Here is a 21,878-nt window from a genome sequence, read left to right as displayed (position 1 = left end):
TCTGGTGTTGGTTCAGGTTCTGGTGTTGGTTCAGGTTCTGGTGTTGGTTCAGGTTTATTTCTAGAATCAAATTCTGATAAGATGTCTTCTGCGTCTTTAGATTTTTTGTTGTTGCTCAATTTTAAATTCCTATTATAACAAATTGCTCTCTCGCTTTTATTTAATTTTTCAGGTATTTCCTTTCAAATAATCTTCAAATAATTTTTCAAGATCGTCATCATTGTCAATTTTCTTAATTTGTTCAACTAAATCTGCTTCTTCAATTTCGTAGCAATTTAGAACATCCTGAGAATCTTTGAAAAGTAACATCACTTTATTTTTAAAAATACAATGATAGAGCTTTTCCTTTTCCATTTTTTCAGGTTTGAGATTTACTCCATTTTCATCTGCAGATACAGGATATTCCATAAAAATACATTCTCGTGTCAATATTTAGATGAATACACAATATAGTAATAATCAAAATAGAATACAGAGTTATTGGAAACAAGAGTAGTTTTCCACATAGATTTTGATTATTTTTATGCCCAGTGTGAAGAAACTAGATCCCCAGAATTAAAATCAAAACCAGTATGTGTTTGTGTTTTTTCAGACAGAGGAGGAGATAGCGGTGCAATTGCTACAGCAAATTATACAGCAAGGAAATATGGAGTAAAATCAGGAATTCCAATTTCATTTGCAAAAAAAAGGTTAGAAGAAAGAAAAGATGCAGTCTTCTTACCTGTGGATTTTGATTTCTATTCAGACATGTCAGAGAAAGCAATGAAAGTAATGAGTGACAGTGCAAATATTTTTGAATATGTGGGAAGAGATGAAGCGTATCTGGATGTAACTCAAAGAGTTAGTGGGGATTTTAAAAACGCAAGTCATCTAGCTCAACAAATCAAAAATACAATCAGAGATAAAATAAAACTTAGTTGCTCCATAGGAATTTCACCTAACAAATTAATTTCAAAAATTGCATCAGATTTTCAAAAACCAGATGGATTGACGTTGGTTTTGCCTGAAAAAGTAGAGGAGTTTTTAGAGCCATTAAAAATTAGAACAATTCCAGGTATTGGAAAAAAAACAGAAACCAAATTTTTAGAAATGAAATTAGAAACAATTAGTGATTTGAAAAAATTAGATATTTTTACTTTGAATAAAAACTTTGGAAGAAAAACAGGGACTTACATATACAATGCTGCCAGAGGCATAGATAATGAACCTGTAAAAAAACGTGAAGCAAGAATTCAATATAGTAAAATTGTCACGTTGAAAGAAGATTCAAAAAATTATGAGTTTTTATCTGAAAATATTTTAGAATTATGCAAAGAAGTCCACAACATAGTAATAAAAAATAACCAAATGTTCAAATCAGTTGGGATACATTTTGTTCAATCAGATTTATCAAACAAATCAAAATCAAAAATGTTGAAAAGCCCTACATCAAGTATTGAAAAATTGAAAAAAACTGCAGAACAGCTACTTAAAGAGGCTTTAGAAAATCAAACAAGCACAATTAGAAGATTAGGAGTAAAAGTATCAGAACTTTCAGAAATTCAAGGGCAAAGTGACATCACTTCTTATTTTTAGAAACTTTTTCAGATTTTTTTAGTCGTCTAGATTCGATAAGAATTACTACCAAAATGAATGCAAATAACCAGGGTAGAAACATTATCTCTCCTGCAATTTTGTGATATTCTTCCCATGCAACAGGATCAGTGGTCACTTTAAGAGCATACCATGACAATGAAAAAATTCGAATTAAATTAACAGTGATAGTACCAATTATTCCCAATACAAAATAGATAGATTTTCTGGCTCGAGGTATGTTAAGTTTTAACATGAATGCCCCAATCACTAAGGAAAAAATGATTATACTATGAACACCAGCTGATGGCCAAAATACTTGTAAAGCCATAGAACCGTGTTCACCACGCAAGAACATTACATTATCACGTGCAACTGCAGTTCCAAGATCAAGTACTGTGATTATCCACACATTAGCTTGAACAAAGTAAGGAACAACATATTGTAAAGGACCAAGTGTGTCATATGGGAAGAAGGCATCTAATGAAAGGATGATTGCAGTTCCGGTCAGAAATATAGGGCCAGCTGGAGCAATTCGTATCCATCGTTTTCCAAAAAATATTGTTAGTGCAGCAATAACAAAAATTGCCATAACAACAAAGTCCCACATCCATGTCCATGAATAAATTAATTGTACATCATACATCTCTGCAGATGAAATAATGTATTCTCTTAGACCATATTCAAGAGAAAGTAAATAGGCAATTGTTACAAGAGCCAGTGGAATTACAGAAAGTAATCTTTTCTTGGAAATTACAATTTTTAGACCAATTAATTCAGCTATAATAAAGATTAGAGCAAAAAAATACCCACCTCTTCCCTCATTCCAACTCCAAGCTATAGAATCAGGAAATGCAATCATTGCAAAGAGAATTGGACTGGAAATGATGAGAATTCCAAATATCAAATTCCAATTCTGCATCATGATAAATCTAAAAAAGGCAAATAAATATCTCGACTTTGTATTTTTTAAAATTCATCAGATCACAATAGAAATTTGGGACAGATGCTAATCCTCAGCATCTTCAATTTCGTCAGCTTCAGGATCTCTCCTACTGGGCCTGATTGGAACATAGATGAATGTCACGATAATGTTTGATTAGACTGAAAGATACATTTCAAGGTTGTAAAAATTTGCCTAATTGGTAATTTCTAATCCATCAAGAATTTGGATCGAATTTACATTCAATTTTTAGAGATTTTGTGGTGGTGAAATAAGTGATCATGAGAATGCCTATCGCAATAATTCTGATTGGAATTTCATAGTTAGTAAGAAATGCTGTAGCAGTAGCTCCCACTGATCCAAATGTAGAGATTACCGCAAATCCAATAGGCCCACAACTGCATGCACCAGCAGCAGCTCCAACAATTGAACCAAAAAGTCCGCCACTCATTTTTTGTTTTGATTTTTTGAGAATATTTATGCGAAATATATTCATTGGAAGAACCAATGCAGACAGAACAGAAATTATAACAATTAGGACAAAACCAAATTCAGTTCCAGAAGGGATATGGCTAACAACATAAGGTTCAAGAAAAATATATTCAGATAATATCAACAATCCTATCAGCATTGATAAAAAAATAGAAATTGCAATAACAGAGTATTTTGGATTAGAAAACACTAAACTAAATACAGAGTTCATTTAGACCATAGAATCCAATACTTGTTTGAACACAGAATATGGTTGCGCACCTCCAAGTTGTTGTTGTCCATCTGGACCTACAATAAAGAATCCAGGAGTACCACGGACCCCATGATCTCTTGCCTGCTGAATATTATATTGTACCCGTTGAGAATATTTTCCAGAATCAAGACAGCTATCAAATAATTCCATGTCAAGTCCCAAACTGAATGCAAATGCTTTTAGTCGTTCATTATTAGCCCATCCGCCGTCAATTTTTGATTCTTGTGAATTGTAAAGAATATCATGATATTCCCAATACATTCCTTGATCTTCTGCACAATATGATGCTTGAGCTGCTTTTGGAGAATCACGTCCTAAAAAAGCCAAATCAACAAAAACTAAATTAGCTTTTCCAGTTTCAATGTAATCTTGATAGATAGAGGGTTTTGTATTATGAAACCAATTGTAGCATTGATGACATTGATAATCACCAAATTCAACAATGGTGATAGGAGCAGAAGGGTCTCCCAAGATAGGAGAACCCATTGCAGTGGAAATTGTACCATGTGTTCGAGTCATATCCAAATTAACAGTCTCAGAAGAAGATGTAGATAGAGATGCAGCCACACCGACAACAATTGCAATAACAATTATGCCTACAACTACACCTTTTTTATTCAATATTCAATCCAGTAAGATTTGGTTAAAAAAACTTATTCCAAATTATGGGAAGATTTCCTTTTGAATAAATTAACAAATTTTGCAATGGCAGTATCAATAGGACATACCTCACAAGTAACACTGGAAGAATGGCCATCAAGATGTTTTTCAAATTTTTCACGAGATTCAAGAACAAGATCACATTTTTCACAATAGACCTTTGTAGTGTGGTTCTCTGAGGATTTTTTCACAAACAATTTTGGTGATTAGTGCTTATAAAGATCCTGTTGAAAATCAAATCATGAGAAAAATCCTAGATCGAATATTGACAGGATTTTTTGTTATCATATTTGGAGGGATTTGGTATTGTACCAGATGTTTTGTAGTTACAAATCAGTACAAAGTGATAATTCATGATGTCTTTGGCAATCAAATCCAAGTAGATGGAATTAGAACAAATTTTCAAACTTCAAAAGCTGCAAATAATTTTATTTCAGAATATCAAAATAGATTTTCACATTATAATTTTTCATTGGCATCAGAAATGCCAATAACTAAAAGAAATTGGTTGTTTCAAAAATTAAAAAGAAATTAAAGATAATGAATTCTCATATGGACATTTAATTCAACTTGATATTGAGTTACAAAACCACAATGAGTACATGAAAACATTTGGTGTTCAGTTTCAGAAGAAGTCTTCTCGATCACTCTACCAGATACAGAGGTGATGTTAATTACACCATTATTAGAAATGACAGCAAAGTTTTTTCCCTCATCAATAGAATCCAAATATTCTTTTATCGCAGAAATAACTTTGCCAGTATCAATAATTTCATCATCATCCAAAGAAGATAAAGTAAACTGATTATTTTTCAAGGTAGGAATAGCAGCAACTTGATCAGCAACATAAACTAGTAAATCATTCTTTATGGAAATCACATCTCTGCAATCTATTGTGAGCATAAAATCTCATGATTAATTCAATATTTTAGTTTAACAATGATAGAAAATGATTATTATTGATTAAAAATGTCAGATAAACTAAATGAGTGATTCAGAAACATTCGGTATTGAAAAAGGGCACGGAGAGGAAGTTGTCAAATGGTTAAACGAACAAGCTAAATCACAATCAATTAAACTGGAGGCCAGATTATATGGATATAGTGTCACTACTGAAAATTTCGGAGATTTTGAAATGTTTTCATGGATTGGAAATGTTCAAAGTGCAAGAAAATTAATTATCAAAGCAAGTAAGAGATTCAAAATCAAAGTCATAGAAGGGGGATACAAGCCTAAAGAGAAGATTTTCAAAATGAAAAAATTTGATTTTGCCAAAGTCAAAAAAGGAGATAAAACAATAGGACAATTAGAATTTGTTGCGTCTAGATTTGGAAATAAACATTGGGAGATTCAAAATGAAGAACGTCATTAATTCAACAGTAGGAGAAAAACATCAATGAAAAAAATTGGAATCATAGGATTAGGAATGCTAGGTAACGCAGTAGCAATGCATTTGTTAAACTCAGGATTTGAGATTACAGCATATAATAGAACAACAGAAAAGACCAAGGAATTAAGAGAAAAGGGAGCTATAATAGCATCATCACCAAAAGAAGTTGCAGAAAGTTCAGAATTAGTTATCATCATAGTAAAAGATGCAGAGGCGGTAAAACAAATTGCATTTGGCAATGATGGAATCATAGAAGAAAACCACGAGAAATTAATTGTGGCAGATATGAGTACAATAGATCCAACAGAATCAAAAAATATTTCCAAAAAATTTCTAGAATTTAACATTAGTAAATTAGACATCCCAGTTATGGGAGGTCCAAATGTTGCAATTTCAGGAGATTTGGTCATGATGGCATCAGGAGATAAAAAAATCTTCGACGAATGTGAATCAATACTAAACACTATTGCAAACAAGGTGTTTTATCTGGGAGAAAGTGGAATTGCTCATTCTGTAAAATTAGCAATGAATTTACAGATTACCATGCTTGCATTAGCATTATCTGAAGGAATAACGCTAGTGAAAAAAGCAAATGTGGATCCAAAAATTTTTCTTGAAATTTTAAACTCCACTTATTTTAAAACAGGAATGAGTGAAAAAAAGGCATTCAAAATGATCGAAGGAAAATATGAACCAACTTTCACATTAGCCAATTTGAAAAAAGATATTTCTACAATAACCAATACTGCAAAAAATCTAGGAATCGAATTGCCCATGATTAGTAAAGCTGAAGAAATATACGAAAATGCGATTAAAGCAGGCCTAGGAGAGTTAGACTATACAGGAATTATTGAATATATTAGAAAAAATAATGAATAGAGCAAACCAAAATCACGAATAGATTTCAACAAAAATTCTATAAGTTATGAGAACATTAGACAATCATGCGATTAAATGAAAAAGTAGCCATTGTTACTGGAGCATCAAGTGACATTGGGAAAGGTATTGCAAAAAGATTTGCAGAAGAAGGGGCAAAAGTCATCCTAGTTGCAAGAAATTTAGAACAGTTGGAGGCCACTAGAAAAGAGATAGGAAATGAGGAATTAACAGCATCGGTATCATGTGATCTTACCGATGAATCTCAAGTCCTACAAGCTGTTAACCAGATTATGGATACGTATGGTAAAATAGATATTGTGATAAATAATGCAGGAGCAATTAACGATCCTGTACACTTTCACGAAATGAAAGATTCTGAAATAAAAAAATTGATTGACATTAACTTGTTAGGAGTGTTCCATATGACAAAAGCAGCGTTATCAAAAATGTCAGATGTTAAAAGTGGTTCAATTGTAAACATAGGTTCAATTTCAAGCGAAAGAGCAATTCCAAGAGTTCATTTAGCAGTATACTCATCTACAAAAGCCGCAATTTCGATGTTTACAAAATCAATCGCTGTAGAATATGCAAGAAGAAACATCAGATGTAACTGTGTCAATCCAGGAATCATTAATTCAGGAATGATAAAACCATATCTTGATGATCCACAAGCAAGAAAAGTACTAGAAGAAAGATTGCCTCTAGCCAGAGTGGGCGAACCAGAAGATGTTGCAAATGCTGCATTGTACTTAGCTTCAGATGAAGCAAACTGGGTTACAGGAACCATTTTGAATGTAGATGGCGGTAAATCAGCATCTGAAGGATAAGATAATTCTAAACAATCTAGGAAAGACGTTTTTTTGAATATGCACGATAACTAACTCCAGTTACAAGCATTACAATCCCAGTAATTGCAGACCATATGAAAAAGGATGCAAGTTCAGAGTCTTCCACAAACAACACATGAAAGAATAGTAATCTAAAGCTTAGGTTAAGAATAATCAATTCTTTGCACACATGAAACATCTAAATAGATTTGATACAGACGGAAATTATGCCGGAATTCACATGTCCTGACTGCGGAAAAAGATTATTTCATGAGAATGAAACAACATTAAAAATTGAAGAGACAATCCATTCAAAATTCTGTAGAAAAGAAGAAGGAAAAGTCCACAGTTATATGCACAGAGATCCAGCACATATGGAAACTTTTGATTCAGAAAGAGAAAATGATTCAACAGGCACCCCAGTTTTAAAAAAATAATCAAAAACACCTCAAAATTATATCCTAGGTAATTATGATTGGAATTAATTGTCTGAAGAATATGATTATGACTTAGTAGTAGTAGGAGGAGGGCCAGCGGGTTCGTCAGCAGCATTTGCCGCAGCAAAAAAGGGCATCAAAGTAGCTTTACTTGAAAAAGAAGAATCAATAGCAGAGACAGTTAGAACCAGCGGGGTCACATGGATTCAAAATATCAAAGAATTTGGAATTCCAGATGATTGTTTTAATCCAATTAAAAAATTTTCATTTTGCTCTCCAAATAACGAAGTTACAATAAGCGATAAGGTGCCAAGAGCAGCAGTTTTAGATGTTAGGAAAACATATCGATGGTTAGCTGGTGAAGCAAAAAAACACGGAGCAGATATTTTTGTAAAAACGAATATCAAAAATGTAATAAAAGATGAAAATGGAGATATCGCAGGAGTGACGGGGATAGGTCCCAACGGAGAAACCACATTTCATGCCAAAACAGTAATTGACGCAACAGGATTTCCTTCAACAATTTGCAAAGCAATGGGATTGGCACCTCAATGGGAAAGGTTTGGGGCAGGTGCAGAATATGAAGTCAGAGTTGAAAATGTAGAAGAAGACACATGGTGGTTAATGGTAGGGCAGAAATATTCACCTGCAGGATATGCATGGATATTTCCTTTAGGAAATAAAATTGTAAGAATTGGAGTAGGGATTGGGAAACCAGAATCAAATGTAGATCCTACACAAAGACTGAAAGAGATAATGGAAAAAAAATTAGGACCGATAAAAAAATTAGGAAAAATAACAGAAGTTGAATTTCATTATGGATTAATTCCAAATGATGGATTATCTAGAAAAACAGTTTTCAATAATTTAATTTTAGTAGGAGATTCAGCAGGACAAGCAAATCCACTTGTTTTAGAAGGAATCAGATATGCCATAAAATTTGGAAGGGTTGCAGGTAAAGTAGTTGCAGATGCAATAAAATCAGGAAATACCAAAGAAGAAGCACTTTATCCTTATGAAGAAAACTGGAGAAAAGAGATAGAATCAAAAATTAATTCTGCAGGAAAGGTTCAGGATAGATGGATAGGACTAACAGATGAAGAATGGGATAAAGAATTAGACATAATTAAAGAATTGAAACCTGAAGAATTTATCGACTTTATAAAAGCAGAATTTGGATTATCAAACATGATAAAATTAGCAACGCATCATCCAAAACTTGCAGTAAGACAATTATTTAATTTGGTAAAAGGTAAAAAATGACTATCGGACATTAAAGAAATCAGTAACTACAACATCATGATACTGTAGTTGTGTCACATAAACACCTGGTTCAAAGGAACGAGAGACAGTTTCAGAAAATAAACCAGACGAATTATCCTTTAATGCAATTTCCTCAATCAAAGTGCCTCTTTGATCATATACATCTACAAACAAGTCTTCTCTAAAGGCAATAGTTTTTTGAACAGCACCTGATACAATCAATTTATCATCATCATAGATGGCTTCAACTACAGCCACACGAGATCGAATTGGAAGGTATCTTTCAATGAGTGTTTTTAATTCTTTGAGATTTTCATCTACATCTTTAGCATCTTTATCTTTGAATGCAAATTCAATTTCATTGATGACTGATGCAAATCGAGGATTTTCAGAGAAACCTTCACCTCCAAATGCTTCTGCAAATGACTCCAATTCTTCAAATTCGCGAGCCAGTTCAACCATATTCAAATCAGATGTAGTGTATTCATAATCAAATTCTTCTTCAATATGCACAATCTGTGAAGCCTTGGAGTCTTTGTATTGAAGCATTACAATGTAAAGACCAGGATCAGCAGGGGCAATCCACTGAGTGAAAAAATTACCTTGTTTAGTATCAGTAAATTCAAGACTACTGTGCTTGGTGCCATCCATGTTGTAAACAGTCACATAGAGATTTTCACGCCTATCGAAAACAGATTTTTCAGTAGCTCCATTAATTATCCAAATATCTTTTTCAACGTCAAAAGAAATTTCATAAATGATACTTTCATTATCCAGTACTAAATGCTCGCTTAGATAGTTGCCAATTTCTGAAATCTTGGATTCAACATCAACGAAGTTTGCCAGTCTAATCATTTTATCAGCATCTGCCATTTTTTGATTATATTCATCAACATAATCTGAGAATCCTGCATTGTAAAATGTTGAAACCATGGTTGAGAACATATCAAGTTTTTTACGGAATTCAATTCTTTTGATTTCATCACCAGTATATCCAACATCAGAACCGTAAGGATCATCAGTGTATGCTTTGGAAACCAAACTCCATTCTTCAAATAATTCACGAACTAATTCATCAGCTTGATCAAGATCATTTTTGATCACCAGATCTCGCACATTATCAATTTTTTCATTAAAGGTTTCAGTAAATTCAATATAATTTGGCAAGAATCGGTTTTTAGTCAAACTTAATTCAACTAGATTTTCGAGAGATTTTGCACGTTGTAAAATATCGCTAGCGCGAACTTTGTATGCATCCTTGTTGTATGAATCCAAATCATCTTGTATTTTAGAAGACGTTTCACTTGCCCAACTTAACAAAACTTCAATTCTATCAATTCTAGTTATAGAAGGATTTCCAGATTCCATTTGCTTGGCAGTATCTATGATTTTCAAAGCATTGTCAATCAAAAATAGATTTTGGTAATCAGCTTGTAATTCAGCTTTTTCTTTCATTGTTTTGTATTGGAATTCTAAAACATTCAAAGGATTTCGTTTTTCACGTAATTCCGTCATAGAGTTATCAAATTCTGAAACAATGAGCAAAATCTCCTCAACAGAGTCAGCAGTTTCAACTTGTTCTAAAAGCAATTTCCAGTCATTTACAAGATTAGAATCAACCCCACTCACTTGAGAAATTTCAACAGTTTTACTAATTCTAGATGAAATATCAATGACTTGTGCCATTTGAGTGATTTTTGATTCAGATTCCAAAATATCTTCAACTGAAGAGGCCAATGCCAAATCTCTTTCCAAAGCATTCCAATCAGGCTGAATCAAATTTGCCAGATCACTGTTTTCTTCAGAATCAGAGGAAATGAAACGGTCAACAGAATCAAGTTCGCGTAATAGAATTGCAGCTTGATGTAGTTCTGTAACCTGTGTTAAAGATGCAATAAGTTCATCAATGGATTCTTTGCCCATCAATGAAGGTTTTAGAGATTCCCAGTCATTTTGAACTAACCTGTAAAGGTCACTTTGTTTTCTGGATATAACATCCAAGTAACGAGATTTTGAGAGGAGATCAATTAATTCGCCAATTTCATCAGAGAATACAGGAGCAGTACCTCTTGCAAAAATGAATGCAACCTCACTTTTTACAGATTTACTCATAACCGTATCAGATTTTTTCATTAAATTTAACAGAGTTTCTTCTAGTTCATCAAAAGTAGGAGTTCGTTGATTAGAAAGTTTTTCTGGATTTACATTTCGTATATCTACAAATACATCAGTCAGTAAATCAATTGCTTTTGATTTATCTCCAATTTCATAATAAAAAACAGATGCAAAGATTGTTTCATCAATAGATTGCGCAATTTCAAATGAAATTTCATCATCATCTAATAATTGTTGTACAGAATCTAATGATGAAGAAATTGCAGGTCTAATTAATGGATTGATTTCAACAATTAAATCATCTACAAAAAATTCATTCAAAAGTGAAACATATTCAGATTCCAATTCAGATAAATTATTTGAGGTTTGATTAGAAACAGGGGAAGGGACATCAAACAAATCACTAATCACAGAACCTTGTAAAGACAACAGATTTTTAGCTGACAAAAGCAGATCGTCTTCAGTCAGTTTGGAAAAGGAATCAGAAGATACGTCAAAGGTTGTAAATGTAGAATAATCTCCATAAAATAATCTGATTTCATATTCGCCATCTAGCCCACAAATTCTTCCTTCTAGAGGGATTACATCAGTGATGAATGCACCGTTAGGTAAAGGAATTAGTTGCTGAATTTGGCACAAGTCTCCTTGAGGATTAATAATTTGCATGATTAGGAAAGAATCATCTACAATGTTTGCAATTTGTCCATAGACAAATAATGGTTCTCCACGGTCATAATTACCAAAGTCCTCCAAAATAGTTATTCTGTCAGGAGTTTGTGCAGAGGCATATACAGGCATTAAAAGAATTACAAACAGGCTTAGCACTACAGGAATTCGACTCACAAGGATCCAAATCGAGGCTCATAGTACTTAAAACTTGAGCAGCTATGATATGCAAAAACTATTGAATTTATTTAATTCAAGCCATGACAACCATCTCAGGATAATTGCCGGACTCAATTGTCGGTACAGTATAGATCTGATAAGACATACAAAATGAATGAAATTGCACCTCAGTACATTTTTCGCAATCATTACAAATCATGCTATTTGATTTAAAACACTCAGAGCATTTGGTATACTCTGATAGTTTTCCACCACAATTTCTACACGATTCATCAGGCAATTCTGTTCAAAAAAAATAATTAAAAATCAAATATAAGAAACACGAAGAAATTGTTCATCATAATGATCAGTAAGAAAAAGAGCACGATTAAGAAGAGCATTCAAAGCATGGACAAAGTAAGAGAAACTTTTGACAAATGGGCTCAAAATGGAAGGGCTGAATTAATGGAGGAAGAACATGGAAAAAATGTCATAAAATTTCTAAATACAATATCATTTGAAAAACCATTTACATTTCTAGATGTAGGTTGTGGAAACGGATGGGTAGTAAGAAAAATTGCAAAAGAAAAGCAATGCAGAAAAGCAATTGGAATAGACAAAAGTAAAAAAATGATAACTCAATCAAAGAAAAAAATAGAAAACAAAAAAGAAGAATTCATACACACAGATATTGAATCAATGCAATACAAAGGAAAATTTGATTTTATTTTTTCAATGGAATCACTGTATTATGCAAACTCTATAGAAGTAGCACTAGACAAAATTTACAAATTGTTAAAACCAGGAGGGCAATTTTTTTGCGGTACAGACTTTTACACAGACAACAAAGCAACAGCAAGATGGAAAGGAATAATGAAAATTCAGATGCACCTTCATCCAAAAAAGGAATGGAAGAGTTTTTTTAAAAATGCAGGATTTGATGTGAAAACAAAACATATCAAAGATTTAAACAGTAAGAAAAAATGGAAAAGAGAATACGGAACATTATTCATTATAGGCACAAAACCTGCAAAGTAATATTCAAATCTAATAACAAGTAACAATTACTGTGTGAGCTGGAGCACGACATGCTGCTACGGCAGAGGAAACTCCTCCCTCCAAACAGGAAATGTGATCTGGAGATAGATAATCAGAGATGATTGGCAACGATGCAGAAAAGAATCCAATATGGCGCACAATGATGGCAAAACCTGAGGTTTCCATAAAAGGAATGAAACAGACGACCCACATGGAGCAAAGCCAAACAGAACTCATAGTTCCTGTACTATGTTCAGGTAGGCTGCAAAGCGAAATATCGTGAAAACAGAAGGAGGGTTACTCCCAGCACACATATTTTTACTTTAACAATGATTCATATATGAAATTCATAAAAAGTATGAATGTACGCATGGTAAAAAGAATTCAATGCCCACACTGTAAGAAAAATATTGCAGGAGAAGGCCACTTAAAAAGGCACATTAGGACAATTCACAAATCAGAAATTTCTAAAACAGAGTAAAAAATTATTTTAATCCTTTTTCCAAGACTTCATTTACAATTCTTGAGAAGCTAACAGTTGAAGAAGATTCTTTGATTTTTTTTGCTTGAAGTGCCCTAAGCTTTTTGGCAATATCACTATTCAGCATTATAGTCAATCTTTCAGACATACAATTTATTGAATTATCTACTATTTTTTCATAATCAAAAATAATTTTTTGACTTTGGGATTAAATCTAATCAATAATCCCAAATGTGGAAATATTCTAAAAATAGAAACAGTACTGGATTAACTCATGGAATTAACTTGTTCTTTACAGATATCTGCAGAACAACCACATGAGGCATCACAAAGGCAAGAGCCTTGCATAGCACAATCACATTCAGAGCCCATTTCAGCAGAAGCTGCACAACCACATGCTGCTTCTTCACGATTAGCTGCAGTTGGTGGTGGGGTAGTTGTCTCCTGAGGAGCAGTGTTCTCATAAACACTTCGAGTTTGCTGATAATCAGAATCATCTTTGAGTTGAGCTTCACCTCTGTTGGTTTGATAACCACCAGAAGAAGCACTTGTTTGGTAACCAACCAATCGACTTGGGTCAATACCTTGTTGGCCTTGTTTCTCATTTTTGAGAGATCTATTACTTACAAAGAAAAATGCAATACCTGCAACAGCTGCTAATCCAGCCATGCCGTAAACTATCATTACTGGGAAATCACCAGTAGAAGTTGTCATATAATCTTCAGGAGGAGTTGGGGTCACACCAGCAATTTCAACACCATCTAAAATATCTAAAGCACCAAAACCTATGGTTGACAAGTTAGCTTGATCAGAGGATTGCACACTACGAATAACATATAGTTGATCTGAATTAATTTCTGCTTCAAACACTCGCTCAACTTGACGGCCTTCTCTGATACTACTTTCACCCATAGTCCATGAAGAAACCACAAATCCTGCAATTTCTTCATCTAGTCCAAAAGTTCCAGCATCCACATTGATACCGGTTGGATCAAACAAAAAGTGCCAGTTAGTCAAAGGTTGTTGTAAAATAAAATCAGCATTAATCATGTTTTTACTTAGAATCTCTTCAGCTTCAGTACCTGCAATAATTTCATAAAGGAAAGGTTCTTCCTCTTCAAGTAAGTTAATTGGATGGTTAATATCAACACCGTCAACTACAATTTCAGCATTTGTAGAAAGGCCTCTCCAACCCAAGTCAACTAAAGTTCTAACTTGATCTTTAGTAATTACATATTCACTTAATGTACCAGTTAGGATAATTTTGTAATCTATTGAAGAATTGATATTTCTACCTTTAAGATGAATATCGTATAAAACATTAAGATCTGAAATTCTAGCTTGACTTCCATTATCTGCAATATTTTCATTTAATTTTTTCATTAAATTTTGAACACCAGGATTTGAAGAATCTGCAGTGCCAGCAAATGTCCAAGTCTTTTCATGGAGTTCGTCAAACAATGCACCACCGTTTGGATATTCAATGAAAATGGTTTTTTGGTAATTCATCTTAAACGGAGATGTATCGCTATTAGGATTAATTCTTGCATCTAATTGAGCAGCCCAAGCAGGAGTACTAGTACCTACAACGATAAGAGTTGCTAACAAAACAGACATAATTACAGCCCGAGACACGAGTAAAATCCATGAAATAAAGGTAATAAACTTATCCTAAATTACTAGATCGGTAATTTTTGAAAAAGTAATATTGAGTGACAAAGTCAGGTTTTACAGTTTTAGAGGAATATGGTATGATTACAGTCTTAGCAGGAGGAACAGGATCGGTGAAACTAGTAAGAGGACTAGTATCCCAAGAATCAAAAGTAAATGTGATTAGCAATGTAGGAGACAATTATTGGTTATACGGACTTTATGTTTGCCCAGATATTGATACAATTGTATACGGATTAGCAGATCTACTTGATCAAGAAAGAGGATGGGGAATGAAGAAAGATACATTCAACTTTTTACGTCAAATGGAGGTTTTTGGAGAAGAAACATGGTTCAGAGTTGGAGACAGAGATGCAGCAACTCATCTGATTAGGACAAATATGTTGAAAAACGGAAAGAATCTTAGTGATATTACAAAATGGATGTGTGAAAAATTTGCAGTTAGTGCAAACATTATTCCAGTTACAGACAACAGTATTGAAACAAGAATTACTACAGATAAAGGAGAATTGCATTTACAAGAATATTGGGTAAAACATAGAGGAAAGGATCCTGTTGAAGGAATTCAATATATCGGAGCAGATAAAGCTCGTCCAAACCCAGAAGCAGTTAATGCAATTCATGATGCAGATTTGGTAATTTTGGCACCAGGAAACCCTTTAACATCAATCGGACCAATGTTACAAATCAAAGGAATCAGAAAAGAACTATCCAAGATTAAGAAAAAAGTTGTTGCAATTAGTCCTCTAATAGGAGATAATGCAATAAGTGGACCAGCTGCAAAATACATGCAAGCAGCAGGAATAGAATCAAATGCATATGGATTAGCAAAGATGTATTCTGATGTATGTTCAAACATAATTGTAGATACAAAAGATAGAATGTTAGTTAAAAAAATTCAAAGTTTGGACATGAAAGTTTTTGAAACAAAAATCACCATGAAAAATAAACTTGCTGAAGACGCATTAGCAAATTTCATTTTAAAACAAGTACACGTATAATTTGAAAACAGCTGCAATCATTCCTGTAAAGACTTTTTCAAAAGCAAAAACACGTTTAGATTTATCACAGCATCAAGTTGAAGAATTATGCAAAGTAATGTTAGAAGAAATTTTACACACGTTATCAATATCACCTCAAATTGAAAAAACCATTATGGTTACAAAAGAAGAGCAGGCAATTGAGATAGGGGAAAAATTTAACACCATTACAATTATTGATGAAAAAGAAGAAAGTGTCAATAGTGCAGTTGCGTTAGCTGACAGATATTTACTTGATAACAAATTTGATGCATCCATAGTATTTCCACAAGATATCCCATTCATCAAAACACAAGATATCGATTTTATGTTAAATTATAAGATGCATCCAAATTTTGCAATTATTGTTCCCTCAAGAAGATTTGACGGGACCAATGCACTTGTCAGAATGCCAGTGGATTTGATGAAAACTCACTATGATGAAGACAGTTACAAAATTCATATGAACACTGCAAAAGAGCACACACTCAATGTAGCAATGGTTTTTGTGAAAAGAATAATGTTGGATGTGGATAATTCAGAGGATCTAAAATTCCTATTAGAACAAAACGAAAAACCAGAAATTTCTGAAAGAATTAAAAAAATATTAGAATCAGAGTAGCGATTAGCTCAAAACATAAAAAAATTACCATTTTAGGTACGAAATCACAGACAAACTTATAAGGAATGAATTAGAAAATGTTAAATATTATCATAAAAGGTTTTGAAAAAAATGGTGAAAACAACTAATCCAAAAGACAAATGTCCCAGATGTGGCAAAGGCACACTAGTCACAGATGCCAATACAGGAGAGAATTTTTGTGGCAAATGTGGATTTGTGATTACAGACAAAGTGGAAGAATCAGGACCAGAATGGAGGTCTTTTTCTAATGAGGGCGAAAACAAAAGCAGAGCAGGGGTGCCAACATCTCTTGCCATGCATGATATGGGATTAGCCACAGTAATCAACCCACAAAACAGAGACGCAACAGGTAAGCCATTAACTGCTGCAATGAAAAGTACCATTGAAAGACTAAGAACTTGGGACAGCAGAAGCCAAGTTCATGAGCCAGTAGACAGAAACTTTAGACAAGCATTTAGTGAATTAGACAGACTCAAAGACAAACTTGCAGTAGGGGATTCAGTAATTGAAAAAGCAGCTTACATTTATCGAAAAGCGCTTGAAAAAGGACTTGTCAGAGGCCGTTCTATTTCAGCATTAATTGCATCTGCATTATATGCAGCATGTAGAGATACAGAAACCCCAAGAACACTGAAAGACATAGGACAAGCAAGCAACATAAAACGCAAAGACATTGCAAGATGTTATAGATTGTTATTAAGAGAATTGAATTTGAAAATGCCGGTTGTTGATCCTGTGAAATGTATTTCAAGAATTGCAAGTAAGGCGGGCCTTTCTGAAAAAACAAAAAGAAAAGCAACTAAAATTTTGCAAACTGCAGAAGAGCAAAAAATTTCAGCTGGAAAAGATCCTATGGGATTGGCAGCAGCAGCACTGTATGTGGCATGTGTTACAAATGGTGAAAATAAAACACAGAGAGATGTTGCAGAAGCTGCAGGAGTAACAGAAGTTACAATTAGAAACAGGTACAAAGGTTTGAAAGTAGCTCTAAACCTCTAAGTCGGATTCTCTTTTAGAATTAAATCTATTTACAAACAAAATACAAATAGAAAAAACACCTGCAACTAAAATCAAAATTTCCAAAGTAGACATTAAAGAATGTGAAAATGCCTCATCAATTGAAATCATGTTGATTTGTGAAATGAAATTCACATATGAAAAAACAAAGTAGTTTGTTGCCCAGTGGATTAAGAGTGAAGCCACGAATCCATATCTAAGATACACCCAACCTAAAATTATGCCACTTGCAGCAGCCTGTGCAAATTTACCACTACTCCAAGAATCGCTAAAGGCAATATGAGAAAAACCAAAAAGAATACCTACAAAGAGGATCAAAAGAAGAGCCTTTTTTGAATCATCAATATTCAAAATAGAAGGATTCCATAAACATCTTACAAAATATTTTGCAGAAGATTTGCTTGAATAAAGAGCAAAAAGAGGTATTCCAACTAAAATCAACCTAAAACTAAATTCTTCAATCAAAGGAGCAAGAGTGACATAAAAAAATTGAATTAGATCATTATCTACCAATGGAGGAACAATTTCCATTCCAAATCCTTCTTGTACAAAGTTAATTACAGCAGAAATTAAAATTAAAATTGAAAACCATTTTGTGACTCCAATCATATAATTTGCATAAGTATCGTATTTTCCAAAAGATATGATAGGAGTAAGAATTTTGAAAAAATCATGTCGTGGGCCTAAAATGGCAAGGGTAAACAGTGCCAGATAAAAAACCCACAAAAGAGTAAAAGCATCACCGACACTAACATCAATTGAAGACTGATAAAGATCAGTATTTTCAAACAAACTAAGATGAGTTAGTGGGAATTCATAATTGATATCTCCACCAACATCAGTTTCAAAAACAACATAGATTCCAATGGGAAAAGATACAAGCAACAAACCAAAGATTACTGAAAGTAAAGCAGTGAAAGGAATTCCAATAGATTGAATAATTTTATTTGAATTTTGCAATATTCACACTAGTGGAGTTCTATAGTATCTTCAGCAAATCCAAGATTGATCAAAGTGTCTTTAATTGTATCTCTATGATCACCTTGTAAGAAGATATAGCCTTCTTTGGCAGTTCCACCACATGCATATTTATTTTTGAGTTCTTTTGCAACCGTTTCTAAATTATTTAATTTAGGATCCAAACCTTCAATCATAGTTCCTTTTTTCTTGAATCGTCTAGTTTCTAATCGAATAATAATTTTAGTACTATCTTTGGCAAGCTCACCACAAGCACACAAATCTTCTGGAAGACCACAAGTATTACAAATTACTGCCATTCGTTCGAAAACAATTCAATTATCCACACTATTAAGCCTTGTTTGAATTGGAGAAAAATAGAAAACAAAGTAATTTTTAGATAGGAAATTAATGAAAAGTAGTGTCAGAAGATCTAACAAAAAAAGCCGCAGAAATGCTACTAAAAGGAGCAACACTTCTCAGCGAGCCATGTCCATATTGTAAGGGCGTAAGAGTATTGAAAGAAGGACAAGCATTATGCATTAAATGCGGCAGACAGCCAGAAAAAAAAGAGATTCCAAAATCAAATTCATCATCAGAATCAAGCACGTTGGAGAAAACCTTGGAGAAGAAACTAGAATTGCTTTCAGAAGAATTAGAAAAGGAGAAAGATCATGAAAAACAGCAAAGTATTCTAAAAACGATCAATTCACTATTAGAAACAATAGATAAGACTAAAGGAAAACAATAAAGTTTTTATGTTAAAATCCGTGTTGTCGAGTTATAATGAGCAGTAATAAGAAATCAGCACCTCTTCCAGCATCTAGTGGAGGTCTCATGAGATTCTTTGAAGATGAGACAAAAGGATTCAAAATGGATCCAAAAATAGTAGTGTCAATTCCAATTAGCTTGATTGCTGTATCATGGGTAATCGATTTATTTCTAGCTCCGTGAAAAAACAATGGAAAAAGCTCCAGACGATGTTTCAAATATACACAACAGATTCTCTCTAACACTAATCAATCCATCATCACATTACTTTTCATTAGTCATATCACTAGTTGTTGCCAGTGTCACAGTGCTTGCCACATATTTTGGATATCTAAGTGAACAGGGATTTGAAGAAAATTGGTATAGACTGCCATTGGTTTTAGGGGTTCTCGTAATAACACAGTTGTTAGATACGCGATTTACAAAGAAAAAAGAATATTCAAAATCTTTGCATTCATCACTTTTTGGAAATATGTTATGGACTGTTACTTTGTTGATGGGAATTCTATCCAGCATAGTTTTATCAAAAAACATTGAATTGTTTTTTATCGTATTTGGATTATTGTTGTTTGCAAGTTTTAGAATTGGAATTTATACAACCACGCTTGGAGTAAGCCTCAAAAAAGCATGGGCCATTTGTTTAATTCAACCATTGGCAATGTACATGGTATTGATTCCACAAGAAAAGTGGATTTCAATATTAAGTGAACCAATGGGTTTAGGATATGGAATATCGTTTATGATCATAGCAAGTGTATGGTCAGTTCTCACAGATAGAGCTGGAAGGCCGGCTATGGAGAGCACACATAAAACAATTCAGGCATATTTAGCATCTCAAGGCAATGATTTTGAAGACGCAGAAGAATTAATGGAACAACGCTCAAGTGAGACTAAAGTATCTACAGCACAAATTAAATTTGTAGCAAATAATGGACAGAAAGAATTCAGGATGGTCTTACCAGAGATACATCCAGGCCCATATCATCCAGTGGGAGGAAGTAATATTCCATATCTAATTTACAAAAATCTATCAAATTCAGCAATGGTTATGCACAGCATATCAGACCATGCATTGAATCTTCCTTCAAGAAACGAAGTTGAAAAATATATTAAAAATTTGGAAAACAGCAAAGTCAAAGAAGAAGGAGTAAAGTGTACTGAACCAGTAACAGTTCAAATTAACAAAGCTAGAGTGACAGGATTACTGTTTGGCAATAACCCGTTATTGTTTTTGTCATTGTCACCACACGGCATGGAAGATATTCCAAGTTATATGAAAACAGACATTGTTCAATATGCAAATAATAGAAATTATGGCAGAACAATGATAGTTGATTGCCATAATGCAATGGGTGAAGAAATTTCAAAAGAAGATGGTGAAGATATGCTAAAAGCAGCAAAATCATGTCTTGACACTCTCATTACAAAAGAAAGCCATCCAATTGAATTAGGATATGCCAACACAGATGAGATGGATGTATGGACTGAGGATTTAGGGATGGGAGGATTAGGAATAATTTGTTTAAAGCTAAATGATAAAAAATATTTTCTTGGATGGGCAGATGCCAACAATATGGAAAATGGAGTAAGAGAGAAAATCATAGACATATTTGCAAAAAAAGATTATCATTTGTTAGAAATTTGTACATCAGACACACATTACGCTCCTGTAAAAGCTAGGAATAGAAATGGTTACTATCAATTAGGATTAATCACCAGTGCAGACAAACTTGCAAAATGGTTCTTTGAAATTGCAAAAAATGCAGAGACAAATATTTTGACATCAAAATTTGAGATTTTAGAAAATGAAGCAAATGTAAAAGTGATGGGCCAAGGAATCTATGAAGATTATTCTAAAGCATTAGACAATTCATTAAAAATCACCAAAGGATTTGTGGTTGGAGGAGTGATATTTTTTATCACTAGTCTGTTCCTATAGTCTTCATCTGATCAATATTTCCATAAAATTCATCAATAAATGAAGCAAATTGAAAAATAGGTACGATTGGAACATTATCAATAAAATCAATTTTGTCTTGATACAGTGTAACTATTACAGGCACAGCCATAGCACCAGGAGTTTTTGAGACATATTGTTTTGTTCTTTCTACCTGCTTTTTTACAGCGGCAGATAATGAAGATGGGCTATAACGTTTCCAATGCTTACAATCAATTAAAATTGCAATGCCAAGTCTGATTCCCACAACATCAATTTCCATTCTAGGCTTGGTCAACATCATGTTTTTTATTACTGCAAAATTTTTTTCAGATAAAATTTCGCCAGTCAAGCCTTCAAAATCACGCCAATCTAATCCAACAGAAACTTCATCTATCGGAAACCCTTTTTCAAGTAAAGCAACTGCAATTTTTAATTTATCCCCATCTTCAAAATAATAAAAAAGATCTTCTCTATTTCCAATTCCATTTTTAATGAATTCATCTAAAATAATTTTAGAATCGTCAGAGTCTATCTTAGTAACTGCAGAAAAATCTTTGACGGACACCCCTCCTGGAATAATTCCTTGCAATCCAACAACCATTTTTGGATGAATTTTCATTTGAAAATTTTGACTCATGTTAGAATATAGGTTTTAGGAGATAATAACATCAAGTTATTATGATATA

General features: G+C 33.3%; 26 protein-coding genes and 1 other RNA gene. 15 read left to right on the top strand and 12 right to left on the bottom strand.

Annotation, left to right across the window (positions count from 1 at the left end):
• Positions 1-168 precede the first annotated feature (168 nt).
• The gene (locus K5781_RS08895) at positions 169-408 is read right to left on the bottom strand and encodes a hypothetical protein (protein WP_297443092.1); all 240 of its coding nucleotides are present in this window, start codon (positions 406-408) and stop codon (positions 169-171) included.
• A 72-nt stretch (positions 409-480) separates the two neighbouring features.
• Between K5781_RS08895 and dinB the strand changes: the two genes are divergently transcribed.
• A complete protein-coding gene (gene dinB, locus K5781_RS08890) occupies positions 481-1,575 on the top strand; it encodes a DNA polymerase IV (protein WP_297443089.1) in 1,095 nt (364 codons plus the stop codon).
• Here dinB and artG read toward each other — a convergent pair.
• The 4 genes from artG to K5781_RS08870 form a co-directional block, all read right to left on the bottom strand.
• Positions 1,559-2,494 carry a thaumarchaeosortase gene (gene artG / locus K5781_RS08885; protein WP_366848199.1) on the bottom strand — a complete coding sequence of 312 codons (936 nt, stop codon included), beginning with the start codon at positions 2,492-2,494 and terminating at the stop codon, positions 1,559-1,561. The genes dinB and artG overlap by 17 nt on opposite strands.
• A 238-nt stretch (positions 2,495-2,732) precedes the next feature.
• Positions 2,733-3,218, bottom strand: coding sequence for a hypothetical protein (locus tag K5781_RS08880; protein WP_297443084.1), 486 nt, complete (start codon positions 3,216-3,218; stop codon positions 2,733-2,735).
• Positions 3,219-3,881 carry a DsbA family protein gene (locus tag K5781_RS08875; protein ID WP_297443081.1) on the bottom strand — a complete coding sequence of 221 codons (663 nt, stop codon included), beginning with the start codon at positions 3,879-3,881 and terminating at the stop codon, positions 3,219-3,221.
• Between the two features lie 32 nt (positions 3,882-3,913).
• Positions 3,914-4,111, bottom strand: a complete 198-nt coding sequence (locus K5781_RS08870; RefSeq protein ID WP_297443077.1) for a hypothetical protein — start codon at positions 4,109-4,111, stop codon at positions 3,914-3,916.
• 50 nt (positions 4,112-4,161) lie between these two features.
• On the opposite strand from K5781_RS08870, the gene K5781_RS08865 reads away from it, so the two are divergent.
• Positions 4,162-4,455, top strand: a complete 294-nt coding sequence (locus K5781_RS08865) for a hypothetical protein (protein ID WP_297443073.1) — start codon at positions 4,162-4,164, stop codon at positions 4,453-4,455.
• On the opposite strand, the gene K5781_RS08860 is transcribed toward K5781_RS08865, so the two are convergent.
• Positions 4,452-4,823, bottom strand: coding sequence for a C2H2-type zinc finger protein (locus K5781_RS08860; protein ID WP_297443071.1), 372 nt, complete (start codon positions 4,821-4,823; stop codon positions 4,452-4,454). The two genes, K5781_RS08865 and K5781_RS08860, sit on opposite strands and share 4 nt — an antisense overlap.
• Positions 4,824-4,905: 82 nt before the next feature.
• Between K5781_RS08860 and K5781_RS08855 the strand changes: the two genes are divergently transcribed.
• From K5781_RS08855 to K5781_RS08835, 5 genes are all read left to right on the top strand, one after another.
• On the top strand, positions 4,906-5,292 hold the full coding sequence (locus K5781_RS08855) for a hypothetical protein (protein WP_297443068.1): 387 nt from the start codon (positions 4,906-4,908) through the stop codon (positions 5,290-5,292).
• Positions 5,293-5,316: 24 nt separating this feature from the next.
• Positions 5,317-6,189, top strand: coding sequence for an NAD(P)-dependent oxidoreductase (locus tag K5781_RS08850; RefSeq protein ID WP_297443065.1), 873 nt, complete (start codon positions 5,317-5,319; stop codon positions 6,187-6,189).
• Between the two features lie 65 nt (positions 6,190-6,254).
• Positions 6,255-7,016, top strand: coding sequence for an SDR family oxidoreductase (locus K5781_RS08845; RefSeq protein WP_297443062.1), 762 nt, complete (start codon positions 6,255-6,257; stop codon positions 7,014-7,016).
• 227 nt (positions 7,017-7,243) lie between these two features.
• Positions 7,244-7,453, top strand: coding sequence for a hypothetical protein (locus tag K5781_RS08840; protein WP_297443059.1), 210 nt, complete (start codon positions 7,244-7,246; stop codon positions 7,451-7,453).
• A 48-nt stretch (positions 7,454-7,501) separates the two neighbouring features.
• A complete protein-coding gene (locus tag K5781_RS08835; protein WP_297443056.1) occupies positions 7,502-8,716 on the top strand; it encodes an NAD(P)/FAD-dependent oxidoreductase in 1,215 nt (404 codons plus the stop codon).
• Here K5781_RS08835 and K5781_RS08830 read toward each other — a convergent pair whose 3' ends face one another.
• Complete coding sequence (locus K5781_RS08830) at positions 8,717-11,674, bottom strand: hypothetical protein (RefSeq protein ID WP_297443053.1); 2,958 nt, start codon at positions 11,672-11,674, stop codon at positions 8,717-8,719. It abuts the gene before it with no gap.
• Positions 11,675-12,064: 390 nt separating this feature from the next.
• On the opposite strand from K5781_RS08830, the gene K5781_RS08825 reads away from it, so the two are divergent.
• Together K5781_RS08825 and rnpB are read left to right on the top strand one after the other, a co-directional pair.
• On the top strand, positions 12,065-12,694 hold the full coding sequence (locus K5781_RS08825) for a class I SAM-dependent methyltransferase (protein WP_297443050.1): 630 nt from the start codon (positions 12,065-12,067) through the stop codon (positions 12,692-12,694).
• A gap of 33 nt (positions 12,695-12,727) precedes the next feature.
• An RNA gene (gene rnpB, locus K5781_RS08820) (RNase P RNA component) lies at positions 12,728-13,006 on the top strand.
• Between the two features lie 173 nt (positions 13,007-13,179).
• On the opposite strand, the gene K5781_RS08815 is transcribed toward rnpB, so the two are convergent.
• Positions 13,180-13,323 (bottom strand): hypothetical protein, encoded by a 144-nt coding sequence (locus K5781_RS08815; RefSeq protein WP_179360222.1) that lies wholly within the window; start codon positions 13,321-13,323, stop codon positions 13,180-13,182.
• Positions 13,324-13,442: 119 nt separating this feature from the next.
• Positions 13,443-14,810, bottom strand: coding sequence for a hypothetical protein (locus K5781_RS08810; RefSeq protein WP_297443044.1), 1,368 nt, complete (start codon positions 14,808-14,810; stop codon positions 13,443-13,445).
• 116 nt (positions 14,811-14,926) lie between these two features.
• Here K5781_RS08810 and cofD point away from each other — a divergent pair, with 116 nt between their 5' ends.
• From cofD to K5781_RS08795, 3 genes are all read left to right on the top strand, one after another.
• Positions 14,927-15,847, top strand: coding sequence for a 2-phospho-L-lactate transferase (cofD, locus tag K5781_RS08805; protein WP_297443041.1), 921 nt, complete (start codon positions 14,927-14,929; stop codon positions 15,845-15,847).
• A 1-nt stretch (position 15,848) separates the two neighbouring features.
• Entirely contained in the window at positions 15,849-16,487 is a 639-nt protein-coding gene (gene cofC / locus K5781_RS08800; protein ID WP_297443039.1) for a 2-phospho-L-lactate guanylyltransferase, read from the top strand.
• Positions 16,488-16,598: 111 nt separating this feature from the next.
• Complete coding sequence (locus tag K5781_RS08795; RefSeq protein ID WP_014964821.1) at positions 16,599-17,507, top strand: TFIIB-type zinc ribbon-containing protein; 909 nt, start codon at positions 16,599-16,601, stop codon at positions 17,505-17,507.
• Here K5781_RS08795 and K5781_RS08790 read toward each other — a convergent pair.
• Positions 17,496-18,485, bottom strand: coding sequence for a CPBP family intramembrane glutamic endopeptidase (locus tag K5781_RS08790; protein WP_297443032.1), 990 nt, complete (start codon positions 18,483-18,485; stop codon positions 17,496-17,498). The genes K5781_RS08795 and K5781_RS08790 overlap by 12 nt on opposite strands.
• Before the next feature lie 8 nt (positions 18,486-18,493).
• Complete coding sequence (gene yciH, locus K5781_RS08785; protein ID WP_014964819.1) at positions 18,494-18,802, bottom strand: stress response translation initiation inhibitor YciH; 309 nt, start codon at positions 18,800-18,802, stop codon at positions 18,494-18,496.
• Positions 18,803-18,903: 101 nt separating this feature from the next.
• Between yciH and K5781_RS08780 the strand changes: the two genes are divergently transcribed.
• From K5781_RS08780 to K5781_RS08770, 3 genes are read left to right on the top strand one after another with little or no spacing between them, the layout of a single operon-like run.
• Positions 18,904-19,233, top strand: a complete 330-nt coding sequence (locus K5781_RS08780) for an autoantigen p27 domain-containing protein (protein WP_297443028.1) — start codon at positions 18,904-18,906, stop codon at positions 19,231-19,233.
• Positions 19,234-19,268: 35 nt separating this feature from the next.
• Positions 19,269-19,436, top strand: a complete 168-nt coding sequence (locus K5781_RS08775; RefSeq protein WP_297443026.1) for a preprotein translocase subunit Sec61beta — start codon at positions 19,269-19,271, stop codon at positions 19,434-19,436.
• 7 nt (positions 19,437-19,443) lie between these two features.
• Positions 19,444-21,192 (top strand): DUF2070 family protein, encoded by a 1,749-nt coding sequence (locus tag K5781_RS08770; RefSeq protein ID WP_297443023.1) that lies wholly within the window; start codon positions 19,444-19,446, stop codon positions 21,190-21,192.
• On the opposite strand, the gene K5781_RS08765 is transcribed toward K5781_RS08770, so the two are convergent.
• On the bottom strand, positions 21,176-21,829 hold the full coding sequence (locus K5781_RS08765) for a hypothetical protein (protein ID WP_297443019.1): 654 nt from the start codon (positions 21,827-21,829) through the stop codon (positions 21,176-21,178). The genes K5781_RS08770 and K5781_RS08765 overlap by 17 nt on opposite strands.
• Positions 21,830-21,878 lie beyond the last annotated feature (49 nt).

The organism is Nitrosopumilus sp., assembly GCF_025699255.1.
Classification (GTDB): Archaea; Thermoproteota; Nitrososphaeria; order Nitrososphaerales; family Nitrosopumilaceae; genus Nitrosopumilus.
This window is presented reverse-complemented; position numbering and strand designations above follow the sequence as displayed.

Bases quoted from the DNA above. Each gene is read 5' to 3' on its own strand.
- K5781_RS08765 (WP_297443019.1), bottom strand. From the start codon at position 21,829: ATGAGTCAAAATTTTCAAATGAAAATTCATCCAAAAATGGTTGTTGGA.
- K5781_RS08770 (WP_297443023.1), top strand. From the start codon at position 19,444: ATGGAAAAAGCTCCAGACGATGTTTCAAATATACACAACAGATTCTCT.
- yciH (WP_014964819.1), bottom strand. From the start codon at position 18,802: ATGGCAGTAATTTGTAATACTTGTGGTCTTCCAGAAGATTTGTGTGCT.
- K5781_RS08815 (WP_179360222.1), bottom strand. From the start codon at position 13,323: ATGTCTGAAAGATTGACTATAATGCTGAATAGTGATATTGCCAAAAAG.
- K5781_RS08895 (WP_297443092.1), bottom strand. From the start codon at position 408: ATGGAATATCCTGTATCTGCAGATGAAAATGGAGTAAATCTCAAACCT.
- K5781_RS08860 (WP_297443071.1), bottom strand. From the start codon at position 4,823: ATGCTCACAATAGATTGCAGAGATGTGATTTCCATAAAGAATGATTTA.
- cofD (WP_297443041.1), top strand. From the start codon at position 14,927: ATGATTACAGTCTTAGCAGGAGGAACAGGATCGGTGAAACTAGTAAGA.
- K5781_RS08795 (WP_014964821.1), top strand. From the start codon at position 16,599: ATGGTGAAAACAACTAATCCAAAAGACAAATGTCCCAGATGTGGCAAA.
- K5781_RS08865 (WP_297443073.1), top strand. From the start codon at position 4,162: ATGAGAAAAATCCTAGATCGAATATTGACAGGATTTTTTGTTATCATA.
- K5781_RS08775 (WP_297443026.1), top strand. From the start codon at position 19,269: ATGAGCAGTAATAAGAAATCAGCACCTCTTCCAGCATCTAGTGGAGGT.
- K5781_RS08855 (WP_297443068.1), top strand. From the start codon at position 4,906: ATGAGTGATTCAGAAACATTCGGTATTGAAAAAGGGCACGGAGAGGAA.
- K5781_RS08845 (WP_297443062.1), top strand. From the start codon at position 6,255: ATGCGATTAAATGAAAAAGTAGCCATTGTTACTGGAGCATCAAGTGAC.
- artG (WP_366848199.1), bottom strand. From the start codon at position 2,494: ATGCAGAATTGGAATTTGATATTTGGAATTCTCATCATTTCCAGTCCA.
- K5781_RS08825 (WP_297443050.1), top strand. From the start codon at position 12,065: ATGGACAAAGTAAGAGAAACTTTTGACAAATGGGCTCAAAATGGAAGG.
- K5781_RS08850 (WP_297443065.1), top strand. From the start codon at position 5,317: ATGAAAAAAATTGGAATCATAGGATTAGGAATGCTAGGTAACGCAGTA.
- K5781_RS08840 (WP_297443059.1), top strand. From the start codon at position 7,244: ATGCCGGAATTCACATGTCCTGACTGCGGAAAAAGATTATTTCATGAG.
- K5781_RS08880 (WP_297443084.1), bottom strand. From the start codon at position 3,218: ATGAACTCTGTATTTAGTTTAGTGTTTTCTAATCCAAAATACTCTGTT.